Here is a 14,770-nt window from a genome sequence, read left to right on the forward strand (position 1 = left end):
CGACAGATGCAAGGGATCGCCGCGCTGCAGCCGTACGTGATCAGCCTCTTCCTCCTCTGGGCCGCCCTGCTGAAACTGCTCGACCGGCGGATGCGGGCACAGGCCGGGCAGACCGCGCTGGCCAGGCTGGTCGGCCCGGCGCGGGCGGTTCCCGCGCTCCGGCTCGTCGGGGTGCTGGAGCTCGCGGTGGCGGCGGCGCTGCTGCTGCCGCCCCCGTCTCCTGCGGAGGGTGTGGCCGCCGCCGCGCTCTCCGCGGGGTTCCTCGGCTATCTCGCCTACGCGCACCGGGTGGCGCCCACCTCGTCGTGCGGCTGCCTGGGCGCGCACTCGCGCCCCGTCGACCGGCGCGGCTTCGTCCGGGCCGGGCTCCTGCTCGCCATGAGCCTCGTGGCGATCGGGGCGGAGCCGTACCCGATGGACCCGTCGCTCGTGGCGCTGGGCCTGGCGGAGGCCGTCGCCCTGCTGGGGCTCTCGGCGGAGCTGGACCGCCACTGGCTCACCCCCCTGCGCCGGCTGCGTGTACGGCTGCGCAGACCGCTCGCCCCGCCCTCCCCCGGCGAGGTCCCGCTGGAGGTCACGCTGCGCCTGCTGTACCTCAGCCCCGCCTACTGCTCGGCGTCCGCCCTGCTCACCTCGGACGTCCAGGACACCTGGGACGAGGACGGCCTGCGGTTCGTGGTCTACGGGGCCGGTCAGCGGACGGCGGTGTTCGCCGCCCCGCTCGCCGGCGGCGACCCGTCGGCCGTCCGCGTCGCCCTCACCGAGGTCCCCGCCCTCACCTGACCACCCGTCGAACCCGTCAGGACACCGCACGAACGACCGCCCCTCGTCCGGTACGGCACCGCACACCCGCCGGGCGGGGGGGTGACACGGATGTCGCGCGACGGGAGTCCGAGCCGGCTCCCGTCGCCGCGAGTCCGGGGCCCTCCGCCTCAGGCCGCTCCGGGCACGGTGACGACGACCTTGCCGCCCGGGTGCCCCCCGGTGAGGTGGCGGATCGCGTCGGGCACGGCGGCGAGGGGATAGACACGGTCGATCACCGGGGTGACGGCGCCGGACTCGACGAGCCGGGTCAGTTCCTCCAGGTGCTCGGCGCGCTCTCTCGACATGAGCGGGCGAAGCCGCTGTCCCGTGAACATCGACAGCAGCGGCGCCCGGAACGTGCGCCCCATGCCCCCGGTGAAGCGGTACGCGGTGTGCCCGCCGCCGACGACGACCAGCGTCCCCCGCGGCGTCAGGACGCGACGCAGCAGGGACAGCGGCCGGTTTCCGGCGGTGTCGATGACGACGTCGTAACGTCGCCCGTCCCGGTCGATCTCCCCGTGGGCGTAGTCGATGACGTCGTCGGCCCCGAGCGACCGGACGAGCCCGGCCTTCGCCGCCCCGCACACGCCGGTGACGCTCGCGCCGTCGGCCTTGGCGATCTGCACGGCGAACGACCCCACGCCTCCCGACGCGCCGATCACCAGCACCCGCTGCCCCGGCCGTACGCGGGCGCCGTGCCGTACGGCCTGCAACGCCGTCATGCCGGAGACCGGCACCGCGGCGGCCTGCTCGAACGTGAGGTCGGCCGGCTTCGGCGCGAGCCTGCTCTGCCGGGCGCTCGCGTACTCGGCGTACGAGCCGCTCTCGCAGGTGCCGTACACCTCCTGACCCGGCTGGAACCGGGTCACGCGGGCGCCGACGGCCGCCACCACCCCGGCCACGTCACGGCCCCGGACCGCGACCTTGGGCCGGCGCAGCCCGAAGCCCGCGACGCGCATGAGGTACGGCCGGCCGGTCATGAGGACCCAAACGCCGGGGTCCACCGCGGCGGCGCGGACCTCGACGAGCACCTCCTCGTCACCGATCCCGGGGCGGTCGACGTCGCCCAGGCGGAGCACATCCGCCGGGCCGTACGCGTCCTGGACGATGGCTTTCATGGCGTTCCTTCCGGGGGGTCTGGGTACTGGAACACGTCGTCGAGCGGAGCGCCGAACACCCGGGCGATCCGGAAGGCCATCTCCAGGGAGGGCGAGTACCGGCCCTGCTCGATGGCGATGACCGTCTGCCTGGTCACACCGATGCGTTCGGCCAGTTCGGCCTGGGTCATCTCGTCGTGGGCGAACCGCAGCGCGCGGATGCGGTTGGTCACGTGTGTCGGCTTCACCACTCCGGAAGGCTCCTGCGATAGACGACGATCCTGGTGATGCCGCCGAGGACCGCCGACAGCGTGAAGCAGAGGTAGACCACGTTCGCGATCCAGAAGCGGTCCCATCCGGCCATGGACATGAGCATCGCCGCGAGCGCGCCGATCACCACGAACGCCTGACCGGTGTGCTCGCCGAGCCGGTCGATCTCCCTGTCGCGGACGTCGACGACGCGCGAGGCCCTCGGGTTGACGATCGCCATCCCGATCTCGGCCACGATCGAGACGGCGATGGCCCCGCCGACCGACCACAGCAGGGCGGCGGTGTACGGCACGTCGGGTAACGGCCCTCCGTCCGCCCGTCTGAGGACGGCGACGACGTACGCCGCGTAGGCGAGCACGGCGACGACCAGCCTGATCCAGGCGCGCTTCTCCACGTGAGTCATGATCGACACCTTCCGATGTACAGAATCTTTGACACCTCCAAAGTAGCCAATCTTTGACCTCATGTACAGAATTTTTTACACCGCTCCCCGCCGGCCGCCGGTGGGCACCCGCTCTGCGCCAGCCACCTGCCCGTCATCACAGGACGGCAGGGTGACCAGGCTCGTCCCTGTACCTCCGGGACAAGGGCGAAACCCGGGACACACCGCCCGCCATGTCATGTCGATCCACCCGCCGCATGACCACAGTCCGATCACCGAACTCCACCCTCCGCGCATGCCGAGGGGGTGATGGCCTCCCCTGCCGAAGGCCCCGAACGGCGCCGCCTTCACAGAAGGTGATGATCACTTGAGCGCCACGATGCACCGTGGCGCGAACGCATGGCCGATGTAGGCCATTCATGATCGACCACGGAGCTTCAAGGATTCGTAAAGATAATCTACTCGGAGCGGCACCGAAATCAGCAGGAATGAAAGGTTGAAAATGACACAGAACTCACTTTTTAGCCCGGATTTCGGAACGATTCAGAGCAAACCGCTCGGCCCTCACTACCAGCCGCTACGCGTGCTCATCACAGTCAAGGCCGCACCCAACCCGTCAGAAACCTACGGCGAGACCGTGTGTGTCGCCGCCCTCAACCTTGACCTTAACAATCCAGGCTGGATTCGCCTCTATCCGATCAACTACCGCGAGCTGGACAGCGACAGCAGGTTCGGCAAGTACGACATCGTCAGGCTGGAGGCCAAACCCAACACCGGCGATCCGCGTGCGGAGAGCTGGCGGCCCCGCATCGACAGCCTCGTCGTCGAAAAGCACGTCAAAGGCTGGGACAGGCGGATGCCCTATCTGGAGGACTACGTCGAGGAATCCATGTGTGAGCTCATCCAGGCTGTCCACCAACGGCCCGGCGCGCGTTCCCTGGCAGCGATCCGGCCGAAGGAGATCCTGGGTATCGACATCCAGCCCCATCCTGGCTGGACCGCCGAAGAGCAGACGAAGATCCATCGCTATGTGAGCCAGCTTGACCTGTTCGACTCCGAACCGCGCACGGCCCTCCAGGCTCCCAGATTCAAGGGGTGGTATCGCTACCGCTGCCACACCGCCACATGCGGCACCCACCGTCAGGGCATCTTCGACTGGGAATTCGTCGCCCTTCAGCGCCGGTTCGATGATCGTGACGACGCGAGCTTGGTGCAGGTCATCCGCGAGAAGTTCTGGGATCTGATGTGCGCGTCAGACCGGGACACGATCTTCTATGTGGGAAACCAGCAGGCGCATCCGCGCAGCTTCATCGTCTTGGGCGTCGTCTACCCACGGCGGCCTAAACCGGGGCCGCGCAGCTGAACCGTTCGCGAACGGCCCGCAGAACCAAGTCTCTGTGACAGCGGTGCTCGTCGGCTTCGAAGCACATCACCGCCACCATCTGCCGGCGAGCGGTCTCCGTGATGCGTTCCAGGCAGCGGCGGGCGTCGGCCCCAGCGAGCGCCTGAGTGTAAATACCGCGAGCCGCCCCCAGCTCCCCCGGACTTCCGCCGAACCCGGATCGATTCCATTTGGGATTGCCCAGCTCCCGCATGTGTTCGTAAGCGATGCCGGCGTCGGCCAGCGCGTGGGCGAGCGCGGTCTTGCTGAAACCGCGCTTACGTGAGATCGGATTGAGCCGCACATCGATCAGCATCGTGATGCCCTGCCGGTGCAGCCGCCGGATGAACCCGTCGAGGTCGCATCCCTCGTAGCCGACGCCGGTCACTCCTGTCTGCCGATCGTTGAGAGCCATGATCTGTACTCTTTCACGCCAGGTCACGCCCGTCACCCCCGTTCCCGGAAGGCGCCCGCTGTGGCCCGGTTCGTCCCTGTGCCTCCGAGACGAGGGTGAAACCCGGGACACACCACCCGCCCCGTAAGACCGCGGCCCACGAGAGCCTTCGCGGAAACCGGCTCGTTCACGTCGCACCGGTCAGGCGGGTGAACTCCTCGCGCACGGCACGGCCGAGGCCGCCGAGGAGCCGGTCGGTACGGCCGTCCGAGGTCGCCGACAGCAGCCTCGCGACGACGGCGGGCGGCATGTGGGCGAGCACCCGGCAGGCGCGCCGTAGCGTCATCGCCTCCACCAGGCGGACCGCGACGGGGACGACGCCGAGCGCGCCGAGGACGGCGGCCGTGACGCGGTCGTCCGTGTACGCCAGAACGCTCGCGCTCAGGCCGGTGGGCATCGCGCCAACCAGCCTGGCCGCCCGCTGCGGGATCATGTGGTCGATCAGCCGCGCGGCGCGCGGCGGCGGCAGCAGCGCCAGCGCCTCGGCCGCCGGGCCCGGTGTCTTCGCCGCGTCGTTCAGGAGCCGTCCGGCGTCATTCGGCTCCATCGAGCCCAGCAGGGTGGCGGCCTCCCGGCCGGACCGGCCGAGCAGCGGGTTCCCGCCGTCGCCGGCCTCCCCCGGCCGGGCCGCGTCCCCGGCCCGGTCCGGGCCGTGCGCCCCGGGTCCGCGTCCCGCCTCCCGGACGCGCTCCGGCCCGTGGTCGTCGGGTCCGCGCCGCGCCTCCCGGCCCGGTCCGTGCGCGCCCTGTCCGCCTCGCGCCTCCCGGTTCGGGGGACGCGGGTCCTGCCCGCCTCGCGCCTTCCGGTCCTGCCCCGGACCGGTGCGCCGTTCCTCCCCGCGCCCACGGGCCCGCGACCCGGCCGTGAGGATCGCGTCCAGCCGGCGTCCCAGCTCGGCCGCTCCCGTCCGTCCGGCGGGGTCGGCGACGAGCAGGCCGGTGATCGCGTCGGCGAGCGGGCCCGGCCGCCGGAAGCTCGGGGGATGCCCGGAGGTGACCGCCCGCACCGTCTCGATCGGACCGTCACGGAGAAACGGCGAGTAGCCCTCCAGCGCGCAGAACAGCGTCACCCCCAGCGACCACAGGTCCGACGCCGGTCCCACCGGCTGTCCCTCGATCCGTTCCGGCGCCATGAACTCGACGGTTCCGATCAGGGTGTTGGCCGAGGTGAGACCGCGCTCCCCGGAGATCCGCGCGATGCCGAAGTCGACCAGGAAGACCCGGTCTTCGGAGTCGACGATGATGTTGGCCGGTTTGACGTCCCGGTGCAGCACCTGCGCGTCGTGCACGGCGGTCAGCCCGGCCAGCACGTCGCGCCCCACCCGGGCGATCTCCCGTTCGGAGAGGGTCTGCCGCTCGATCCGGCGTTCCAGCGAGGTGCCCTCGATGTACGACATGACGATCCAGGGCGACTCGTCGTCCATGATGGCGTCGTAGACGTGGACGACGGCCGGATGCCGGATCCGCGCGGCGGCGCGCGCCTCGCGCAGCGCCCGCTTCCGCCGTACGGTCATGTCCTCGCCGTACGGCGCCAGCACGACCTCCTTGAGCGCGACGGACCGCTGCAGCGTCCGGTCCCAGGCGAGCCACACCGTGCCCATGCCGCCCTTGGCGAGCCGGGACCTCAGTTCGTACCTGCCTCCGATGACCCGTGCCGTCACCCGGCGCCTCAGTCCTCGTCGGGGAGCAGTTCGACGCCGCCCGAGCGCCCCGCACCCGATCCCGGTCCCGCGCCCGGTCCGGCGCCCGGGTCCGGTCTCCGGACGATGCGGGTGTCGGCCATCCCGCGCAGGGCCTGGTCCTCCAGGGGCTCGTACCCGTCGTCGGCCGGGGGACCGTACTCGTCGCGCGGAGAACGGTGCTCACCGCGCGGGGGACCGTACCCACCGCCGGAGGGCGGCCCGTACTCACCGGACCGGGGACCGTGTCCGCCGCCGTCATCGGACCGCTCGACCCGGGTGCCGTTCGGCCCGCGGGGCGTCCCCGTCTCCTCCCCGAAGGCGGGGCCGGACCGGGGCGGCGCGTCCTGCGGGTGCGACCAGATGCTCCAGACGCTGTTCGACCCGCCGGACTCCGCCGACCCGGACCGGGATCGCGAGCCGGAGCGGGTGCCGAACTCCTCGCGCACGCTGTCCATCTGCCGGCGTTCGGCGAGCGCGAGCGCCTTCTCGTAGACGCCGGGCCGCTGCATCAGCTTCACCGCGACCGGCAGGCACTCGATGAGCAGGAACAACGCGAACAGCAGCAGCCGGGCCGCGCTGAGGGTGAAGTCTTTTCCGGTCAGCTCGTTGAGCGCCCGGAGCCGGGTGAGCAGCCCGTCGGTGGCGAGGTTGTCCTCGTCGAAGGACCGCTGGATGCGGGCCTGCTGCTCGACCGCGGCGTCGAGCTGGCGCTGGGCCCTGGGCAGGGCGTCCTGCGCGGCGGCGAGCCGTATCCCCTTGGCCTGTTCCCCGGTCGAGTTCAGCTCCCGTTTGCGGTCCTCCATCTGCCGGGTGAGCAGCTCGATGCGGTCCTTGTCTTTCTCGTAGGCGCGGCGGCTCTCCTGGGCAAGGGGACCATTGCCCTTTTTGGGGCAGTTCGCACCGCCGTAGAGTTGGCACTGCCACTCTTTGTAGTGTTTGTCCGCCTGCTTCTGCTCATCGGCGCGCCGGGTGGACAGCGCCTTTATCTTCGGGTCCTGCTCCAGGTCGAGGGGGACGTCCCCGCCGGAGGAGATCACCTGCTGCAGGCCGGCCACCTCCTTGCGGAGCTGGTCGACGCTCTTGCCCACCGCGCCCTTCTCCTGCTGCACGGTGAAGGCGTCGGCGCGCCGCTGCTTCATCTCGGAGATCTGGGTGTCGATCTCCGCCTTGAAGACCTGCAGCACCAGGGGGGTGGAGATCACCAGGCCGAGCACGATGGCGATGGCGACGCGCGGCGCGGCCAGCGCCCAGCGGTTCGGCGCGTCGGCCCTGATGGTGGAGACGAGCCACCGGTCCAGGCTGAGGATGGCCAGGCCCCACAGGAGGGCGACGACGACGGCGAGGACGATGTTGACGCCGAGCGCGCTGTTGAGGGCGAACGTCATGGAGACGGCGGCGAGCACGCTCGTGGTGAGGACCGCGCCCCCGATGCCCTCGAACTTGCCGCGTTCGGTGGGGCACGTCCGGAGAACCTCGGGGCGCGCCCCCGAGAGCGCGATCAGCACCGCGGACAGCGCGGCCAGGAAACGTCGCATACCCCTCCTCGGAAAGGAAGTCGTACCGCGCCGGCATCGATCGGAACGCCGCGGGCCCCCTCGAAGGGGCTATCATAGGCGCCCAATGTCACATTTCCGGATGCCCAGTGGGATTTCATCGACGAAACTCGCGGAACTTTATTCGGATAGCTCGTCATAGCATTCTATAAGCCGACTAATCGGGATATTGGGGACGCAGCGCAGCTGATACGACATACCGACGGAGGACTCCCCCGTGCCGGAGCCCGACAGGGACCTGACCAGGAAGGCGATCGCCCAGGCTCTGGCCGGCCTCGCCGACACCGGCCACCTCACCGTGGTGGAGGTCGCCGCCGACGGCGTCACCACGTTCCTGCTCCACCGGGACGGCAACGGCCGCCCCCGCGGCCGGAGCTGGGCGGCGACCTGGCCGGACCTCGCGGGCGAGCACGGGTGGGACGCCGATCCGGCCGCGGCCCGGGAGGCCGTGCTCCGCGCGGCCCGCGTCCACCCGTCCCCCGCCGACGTGATCCTCGTGGCCGCGTCCGCCGACCCGAGGGCCGAGCGGGCCCTCGACTGGCTGCGCGCGGCGCATCCCGCCGCGCAGGTGCTGCGCGCCGACGCCCCGACCGCCGCGCTGGTCCGGGAGGTCATGACGGACGATCCGCTGACCAGGCCGTACGAGCTGGTGGTCCTCCTCGCCGATCCGGGCACCGGCAGGCTCCGGCTGACCGGCAGGCGGCTCTTCCCCATCGGCTCCCGTCCGGGGGCCCGGACCCGGGTCGCCCTCCGCTGCACGGAGCCGGGCGCGCACGGCACCGCACTGGCCGTGGTCACCTGGCAGGGCCCGGAGCCGCGGCTGCTGTCCCTCCAGTCCGCTCCGCTCGCACCCGGCCGGTACGAGGTGACCGCCGAGCTGGTACGGCCCGGCCGGGTACGGTTCACCGGCCTGCCCGCGCTCTCCCCCGACCACCGCGACTGGGAACAGCTCGTCGGCTCGCTCCCGGACCGGCTGCCGGGGCGCGCCGGTCCGGCGCACCTCGTCTGCGCGGTGGAGGTCTGCGGGGCCGACGACCAGGTCGCGGAACGGCTGAGCCGGGCACGCCAGATGATCAGTTTCGCCTCCGGAGAGCTCGGCGACCTGCTCCGGGTCTCCCTCCTCGCCTACGCGGCGCACTCCTTCGACCCGTCGGCGCCGGAGCACCCGGTGCGGGTCGCCGCCTGGAACGCCGACGCCGGAGAGGCCCTGGACGCGCTCGGCGAGCTGGAGGAGCAAGGGGCGGTGACCAGGGGATATCCGTACCACCCGCAGGCGGCGCAACTGGAGGACGCGCTCGCCGCGGTGACCGGACGGCTCGGCCAGGCCGGCCCGGCGCCCGCCGTCGTCCTCACGGTCGGGGGCCGCCCGCCGCACCCGCCGCGCACCGACCGGTCCAGGATCCTGCCCTGCCCCCGCCGGCACGACTGGCGGAAGCTGGTCGCCGTCCTGCGGCAGCGGCCGGGCACGACGCTGGGCGCGATCTGCGACCACGCCTCCGGCCAGGCGCATCGGCTGTGGCACGAGCTCGGCGCGACGGCGCTGGCCCACCTGGAGGCGGTGGACGTGCGCGGGCTGGCCGCCGACCTCGGCCTGACCGCCCCCTCCCCGGCCCACCTCCCGTTCCCCCTGCTCGACGAGACGGAGTGACGACGCCCATGCAGCCCGACCCGAGCCGGGGACGCCCCGATCACGACATCGCCATGTGGGGCGCCCCCGGCAGCGGCAAGACCACCCTGCTGGCGGCGCTGTACATCGCCCTGACCAGGAGCGGCAACGGCTGGAAGATCGTCGGCTCCGACCCCGCGTCGTCGGACTACCTGGTCGAGCGGACCAAAGACCTGTTGCAGGGCAAGGTGTTCCCCGAGGCGAGCATGGCCCTGGAGCGCTACCACTGGTCGCTCATCGGCCCCCCTCCCCGGAAGACCGGCTTCTGGAACAGGAAGGCCAAGCCGGGGCAACCGCCCAGGATCGGCATCGGCATGATCGACGCCCCCGGAGGGTTGTTCGGCGCGGGGCAGCGCCCGGCGGGCGGCCCGAGCCCCCAGGACGGCTCGGGGGACCCGCGCCGGCAGGAGCTGCTGGACAACCTGGAGCACAGCCGGGGAATCGTCTTCCTCTTCGACCCGATCAGGGAGTTCACCTACGGGGACGCCTTCGACCACATGTATCCCCCGCTCACCCGGCTCGCCGAGCGGATGCTCGCCGCCGGCGAGTTCACCGATGGAAAGCTGCCGCACCACATCGCCGTGTGCGTCACCAAGTTCGACGACCCCCGGGTGCTGGAGACGGCCGAGGCCCGGGGGCTGCTCACCACGGACGACGACGACCCGTACCGGCTGCCGCGGGTGGCCGGCGACGACGCGCGGGAGCTGTTCCACGAGCTGTGCCAGGTGTCGGCCACCGGCAGCGCCGACATGGTGCTCAAGACGCTCGACCAGTACTTCCACCCCGACCGGATCCGCTTCTTCGCCACCTCCTCGATCGGCTTCTACGTCGACCGGCGCGCCAGGCGTTTCGACTGGGACGACTTCCAGAACATGCTCCCGGGAGAGGCCGACGAGGACTCCCGCATCCGGGGGCAGCTGTATCCGATCAACGTGGTGGAGCCCATGCTCTGGCTGGGACAGCGACTCGCCGCGCTCCGGCCGGCGAAGGGGGTCTCGTGACCGGCCGTACGGCGGGACCCCGGCGCGGGACGCCCGCCGTACGACCGGGGAAGGAGGTCTCGTGACCGGTCACGAGATCGGGTTCGAGTGGGCGCTGGAGGGGAAACGGCCCGGCGCCCACAACGACTACGAGCTGCTCTCCTGGAGCGACGGCCGCCTCGGGCCCGAGGTCTTCGAGGAGATCAGGAACAGGTTCGCCACCGGCCTGTCGGCGGACCTGCCCCAGCTGACGGTCGCGGTCGCGGCGACCAGGGAGCGCGAGCGGGTGTCGCGTCACGTCGTGCTCGCGATCCAGGAGTGGTCCGGGCACCGGGACGCCACCAACCGGAAGATCGCCTACACCCGCTGGTTCTACGTCCCGTACGAGGAGCTGGCCGCCCACCGGGTGTCCTACGAGGCGCTCTACCACGCCCTCGCGCGTCTGCCGGTGACCCCGTCCGCCCCGCCGGTCGTACGGGTGCCCGACTCCGATCCCGCGGCTCTCGACCCCGGGCCGGACGCGCGGTGCGCCGCCGCGCTGCTGCTGACCGGGCGGCCCGTCTGCGTGGTGGGCGCGGACGGGGTTCCCATGGTCGAACGGCTGCGCTTCCTGGACACCGTCGCCGCGCTCCTGCCGTACGGCATGCGGACGAGGCTGACCGCGGCGACCTGGGTCAGCAGCACGGCCCGGCACCGGATCAGACTGTCCTTCGCGCGGCACGCGCCGAGGGACGCCTATGAGGTGGGATGGGGCCGCGGAACGGAGGTCGCTTGGAGGGACAGCCCGGCGAACGTGTACCTGGATCTGCTGACCAGGACCGACGTCCGCATCGAGGACATGATGGAGGGCCTCGCCCGGGATACCGAGCCCCTGTCGTTCGGCCCCGGTGACCTGCCGCGCGCCGTACGGCTGCTCGAACGCTCGGGCTATCCCGAGGAGGTGCTGTCCTCCGCCGACGCCGAGGCCGACACGGAGTGGGAGGCGGAGGGGCCGGGGGCGGTCCCCGCTGGCACGGCGGGGCTCCAGAACGCCGCGCCCGGCGTCGGGGAACCGGTTCCGGCGGGCGGCGGCGCCCCGTGGCCCGACGCGGCCCGCCCCGCCCTGGAACCCGGGGAGGGGCGCGGGGCCGGTGAGGGGCGGGAAGCCGGTGAGGGGCGGCCCACCTCGCCCGTCAGCAGGCTGACCTCGCTCATCGGCACGCCGTGGAGGCGACTGGGCCTGGGCTCCGGCGGGACACGGGCCGTACGCCCGCCCGGCGCGACGCTCGACACCGCACCCGGAAGCCGGACCGCACCCCCGCTCGGCATCACGTCCGGGAGCCGGGCCGCCCCCGCGATCGAACCCGCGACCGGGAGCCGGGCCGCGCCGACGATGTCCTACCAACCGGCCGCCGTCCCGGGGCCGGGTGCCATGCCGCCCTCGATGCAGGACAATCTCGGCGGGCTGAAACAGGCGGACCACGCGAAACGGCCCGGACCCGCCTGGGGCCCGCACGGCAGGCTCACCCTGGCCGCGGCGTTCATGGCGCTGGCCGTCACCCTGATCGCCGTCGGCGCCGTCGCGATGGTGAGCGCCTCCGGCGGTGATCCGCCCGCCGAAAAGGGCGTGACCGGGACGGAACCGGACGTGGTCGTCGTCCAGGTGCCGGCCGGGCAGCGGGACGCGTTCGCCAGGCATCTCGTGGCCGAGGCCGTCCGGCGGGCGGGCCACCGGCCCGAGGTCCGGCTGAGCGACACCCCCGCCGCGGCCGCGCCCGCCGCGGAACCGGCCGTGGTGCTCATGGCGCCCCCTCCCCCGGACCCCGTCCCGCCGGACGGCGCCGCGCCGGCGCCTCCGGTGAACCCGCTGGCGGCGCAGGGGTTCTCGGAGGTCGCCACCGTTCCGGTCCCGGACCCGTACGTCCTGGTCTACGACGCCGCACGGACCGGGCCCGATGATGTGGCGGCGGCCCTGACGAGTCAGGACGGGAAGGCCCGGGTGTCGGTGCCGGACGCCTCTCCCGACGGCCTCTTCGGGGAGAATCCCGGGCGGATCCTGCGGGACCGCTATCCCCGGCTGAAGCCGAGGACCGTCCCGGCGGCCGACCCACTGCGCGACCTCCGGAAGGGAGAGGTACAGGCCGCTCTCGTCCCCCGGGAGGTCGCCGGAGGCTATTCCAGGTCGGAGGCGCTCTCCGAGCCTCCCGACCGCTCGCTGCTCGTGCTGGCCAACCGGGCCGTCGGCCGCGGGCTGCGCGACGCGCTGGGCGAGGTCGCCCGGTCCGTCGATCCCGGCAAGCTGGTGTCGGCGGGGTTCGACTCTCCGGCGCCGGCGGCGGTCAGGCTGGTCGAGTCGGTCCTGCCGCCGCCCGCCGCCCCCCGTTCCGCGGATCAGGAGGACGACCGGGAGCGGGACGATTCACAGCTCGCCCTCATCCTGATCGTCGGCGGGGCCGTCATCGGGTTCCTGGCCCTCCTGCTGGCCATCCGGCTGCCGTCCAGGATCGAGCCGCACTGAGACGGCGACGTACGGAGATCCGTACTCGAAGCCCCGCCGGAGGGGCGAATCGAAAAGACCCCGGCTCGGTCACACCGAGCCGGGGTCTCTTTTCCGTGCGCCGCCAGGGACTCGAACCCCGGACCCGCTGATTAAGAGTCAGCTGCTCTAACCAACTGAGCTAGCGGCGCGTGAAGCCCTTGAAGAATAGCGCACTCCGCCGGACGATCCGAACCGGAATCCGGTGACCGCCCGGCGGGCGCACACCCCCTACGCGCAGCCGGATCCGGAGCCGGCCCAGGCCGTCCACCCCCGCCGGGCCCCGCCCTCGTCCGTGACCGTCCAGCCCGCCGGGGGCAGGGCCGTCGGGGGTGCGATGACGGTGCAGACGCCTGCCGGCGGGAGCCGCCGGGCTCCGTCGAAACGCTCCAGTTCCGTCCACCACACCCGATGGACCAGCGGCACCCAGACATGCCACCGCACCCGGAGGTCCACCGCCACCCGGCCCGCGGCCGGAACCGGAAACGGGTCCCCGCCCGCCGCGGACGCGGGAGCGGGGGCCAGATGCACGACGAACGCGATGTTGATCGCCGCCAGCACGGCCGCCACCACCGGCAGGCGGCCGCGACGGCGGGGAAGGAGGGCGGCGGCGGCCACACCTCCGGTCCCCGCCATCAGGGCGGCGGCCGCCAGCGCGTGACGCGGCACCGTCAGGCGCCGGGCGCGGACCAGGGTGACGAGCCCGATCAGCGTCCAGGCCACCGCGACACAGGCCGTGTACCGGCCGTAGGTGTAGTTGCCCACCCGGTGCTCGTCCGGCAGCGCGGCCGAGGACGCGTACGCGACACCCAGCGTCACCAGCGCCAGAGCGGCCGCCGAGACGCGCCGGCCGGGTGGGACACCCCGCCGTGCCAGCAGGACGGCCACTCCCCCGAAGCCGACGCCCGCCAGCCCCCAGGTGCCGACGATCAGGTACCAGAGCTGACCGGCCGCCCCGGACAGCGCCCATGCCTGCCCTTCGAGGCTGGTGAGGCGGGTCACCAGCAGGCCCGCCAGGTCACGCGGTCCGTCAGGGTACAGCTCGGCGGAGAGCGCGCCGTTGAGCAGCGTGCCCACGGCCGCCACCGCCGCCGCCACGCCCAGCGCCGCGAACCCGGCCCGGCGCGGCACCCGTCCGCTCACCAGCAGTGCGACCACGATCAGCACCGACACCGCCAGGATCACCGTGCCGCGCAGGTGCACCGCCATCGCGAAGGCCGCCAGCCCGCCCGCGGCCGTCCCGGCGGGGAGCGAACCCCGCTCGGCGAGGTCGTGCAGCGCGACCAGCAGGCCGAGCACCAGGGCGGGCAGGATCGCGTCGGCCAGCGCCAGCCCGGAGAACAGCAGCAGCGCCGGCGAGAGGCCGGCCGCGAACGCCACGGCCAGGGCCGCCTTCCTCTCCATCCCCACCGCCGCACCAGCATGTACGCCAGCGGGAACGCACCGGCCGCCGCGATGGACCCGATCCCACCACCAGCCGGTAGACCTGCGTGGGATCGGAGGTCAGCCAGAAGGCCGGAACGAGCAGCAGCGGATAACCGCCCTGGTAGAAGGTGGAGCCGCTGAAGTCCGCCTCCGGGCCTCCGGCCAGCCACCGCGCCGCGGCGAGATAACCCGTCTCGTCCGGATTCGCCACCGGCCCGGTGTGATACCTGAACAGCCACAGCCGCAGCCCCACCTGGGCGGCGAAACCGGCGGCCAGGAGCCACCACGGCCATCGGTGACCGTGACGGGCCCTCCGCAGGGCGGGTGACGGCGCGAGGGGCCGGACGACAGATGTGGACAGCATGATCTCCTCCGGATCCGGCGCGGGGACGTTCCCGGCTCCGGTCGAGGAGTCCAGCAAAAGATCCATAACTCGCCCGTAACCGGAAACGGTTATCCGGACGTCACACGGCCCTCCGGCCGGGCGGGCGGCCCAGCAGGACGCTCGCCGGCACACCCAGGGCGGCCCACGCCCCCCCGGCCGGGTGGGCGGCCCCCCTCC

General features: G+C 72.5%; 12 protein-coding genes and 1 tRNA gene. 5 read left to right on the top strand and 8 right to left on the bottom strand.

What is annotated here, in order from left to right; genetic code table 11:
- Positions 1 to 6: 6 nt before the first annotated feature.
- Positions 7 to 783 (top strand): MauE/DoxX family redox-associated membrane protein, encoded by a 777-nt coding sequence (locus HDA43_RS21135; protein ID WP_179824363.1) that lies wholly within the window; start codon positions 7 to 9, stop codon positions 781 to 783.
- A gap of 149 nt (positions 784 to 932) precedes the next feature.
- On the opposite strand, the gene HDA43_RS21140 is transcribed toward HDA43_RS21135, so the two are convergent.
- From HDA43_RS21140 to HDA43_RS21150, 3 genes are read right to left on the bottom strand one after another with little or no spacing between them, the layout of a single operon-like run.
- The gene (locus HDA43_RS21140) at positions 933 to 1,922 is read right to left on the bottom strand and encodes an NAD(P)-dependent alcohol dehydrogenase (RefSeq protein ID WP_179824365.1); all 990 of its coding nucleotides are present in this window, start codon (positions 1,920 to 1,922) and stop codon (positions 933 to 935) included.
- On the bottom strand, positions 1,919 to 2,152 hold the full coding sequence (locus HDA43_RS35240; RefSeq protein ID WP_179824374.1) for a helix-turn-helix transcriptional regulator: 234 nt from the start codon (positions 2,150 to 2,152) through the stop codon (positions 1,919 to 1,921). Before HDA43_RS35240 ends, HDA43_RS21140 begins: the two co-directional genes overlap by 4 nt.
- Complete coding sequence (locus HDA43_RS21150; RefSeq protein WP_179824376.1) at positions 2,146 to 2,574, bottom strand: hypothetical protein; 429 nt, start codon at positions 2,572 to 2,574, stop codon at positions 2,146 to 2,148. Before HDA43_RS21150 ends, HDA43_RS35240 begins: the two co-directional genes overlap by 7 nt.
- A 481-nt stretch (positions 2,575 to 3,055) precedes the next feature.
- On the opposite strand from HDA43_RS21150, the gene HDA43_RS21155 reads away from it, so the two are divergent.
- Positions 3,056 to 3,916 carry a DUF8757 domain-containing protein gene (locus tag HDA43_RS21155; protein WP_218912341.1) on the top strand — a complete coding sequence of 287 codons (861 nt, stop codon included), beginning with the start codon at positions 3,056 to 3,058 and terminating at the stop codon, positions 3,914 to 3,916.
- Here the strand turns inward: HDA43_RS21155 and HDA43_RS21160 are convergent.
- From HDA43_RS21160 to HDA43_RS21170, 3 genes are all read right to left on the bottom strand, one after another.
- Entirely contained in the window at positions 3,894 to 4,349 is a 456-nt protein-coding gene (locus tag HDA43_RS21160; RefSeq protein WP_179824378.1) for a DUF488 domain-containing protein, read from the bottom strand. The two genes, HDA43_RS21155 and HDA43_RS21160, sit on opposite strands and share 23 nt — an antisense overlap.
- 166 nt (positions 4,350 to 4,515) lie before the next feature.
- Positions 4,516 to 6,048, bottom strand: coding sequence for a protein kinase domain-containing protein (locus tag HDA43_RS21165; RefSeq protein ID WP_179824388.1), 1,533 nt, complete (start codon positions 6,046 to 6,048; stop codon positions 4,516 to 4,518).
- A gap of 8 nt (positions 6,049 to 6,056) precedes the next feature.
- On the bottom strand, positions 6,057 to 7,604 hold the full coding sequence (locus tag HDA43_RS21170) for a DUF4407 domain-containing protein (RefSeq protein ID WP_179824390.1): 1,548 nt from the start codon (positions 7,602 to 7,604) through the stop codon (positions 6,057 to 6,059).
- A 235-nt stretch (positions 7,605 to 7,839) separates the two neighbouring features.
- Between HDA43_RS21170 and HDA43_RS21175 the strand changes: the two genes are divergently transcribed.
- From HDA43_RS21175 to HDA43_RS21185, 3 genes are all read left to right on the top strand, one after another.
- Positions 7,840 to 9,270, top strand: a complete 1,431-nt coding sequence (locus HDA43_RS21175) for a hypothetical protein (RefSeq protein WP_179824392.1) — start codon at positions 7,840 to 7,842, stop codon at positions 9,268 to 9,270.
- Complete coding sequence (locus tag HDA43_RS21180) at positions 9,267 to 10,289, top strand: hypothetical protein (protein WP_312873478.1); 1,023 nt, start codon at positions 9,267 to 9,269, stop codon at positions 10,287 to 10,289. The genes HDA43_RS21175 and HDA43_RS21180 overlap by 4 nt, the downstream gene beginning before the upstream one ends.
- A 61-nt stretch (positions 10,290 to 10,350) precedes the next feature.
- Complete coding sequence (locus HDA43_RS21185; protein ID WP_179824394.1) at positions 10,351 to 12,765, top strand: hypothetical protein; 2,415 nt, start codon at positions 10,351 to 10,353, stop codon at positions 12,763 to 12,765.
- A 96-nt stretch (positions 12,766 to 12,861) separates the two neighbouring features.
- Here the strand turns inward: HDA43_RS21185 and HDA43_RS21190 are convergent.
- A tRNA-Lys gene (locus HDA43_RS21190) sits at positions 12,862 to 12,935 on the bottom strand.
- Between the two features lie 79 nt (positions 12,936 to 13,014).
- Entirely contained in the window at positions 13,015 to 14,193 is a 1,179-nt protein-coding gene (locus HDA43_RS21195; protein ID WP_179824396.1) for a hypothetical protein, read from the bottom strand.
- Positions 14,194 to 14,770: the final 577 nt, after the last annotated feature.

Source organism: Streptosporangium sandarakinum (assembly GCF_013409935.1).
In the GTDB taxonomy this organism is placed as follows: domain Bacteria; phylum Actinomycetota; class Actinomycetes; order Streptosporangiales; family Streptosporangiaceae; genus Streptosporangium; species Streptosporangium nondiastaticum.

Bases quoted from the DNA above. Each gene is read 5' to 3' on its own strand.
- HDA43_RS21135 (WP_179824363.1), top strand. From the start codon at position 7: ATGCAAGGGATCGCCGCGCTGCAGCCGTACGTGATCAGCCTCTTCCTC.
- HDA43_RS21140 (WP_179824365.1), bottom strand. From the start codon at position 1,922: ATGAAAGCCATCGTCCAGGACGCGTACGGCCCGGCGGATGTGCTCCGC.
- HDA43_RS21150 (WP_179824376.1), bottom strand. From the start codon at position 2,574: ATGACTCACGTGGAGAAGCGCGCCTGGATCAGGCTGGTCGTCGCCGTG.
- HDA43_RS21155 (WP_218912341.1), top strand. From the start codon at position 3,056: ATGACACAGAACTCACTTTTTAGCCCGGATTTCGGAACGATTCAGAGC.
- HDA43_RS21160 (WP_179824378.1), bottom strand. From the start codon at position 4,349: ATGGCTCTCAACGATCGGCAGACAGGAGTGACCGGCGTCGGCTACGAG.
- HDA43_RS21170 (WP_179824390.1), bottom strand. From the start codon at position 7,604: ATGCGACGTTTCCTGGCCGCGCTGTCCGCGGTGCTGATCGCGCTCTCG.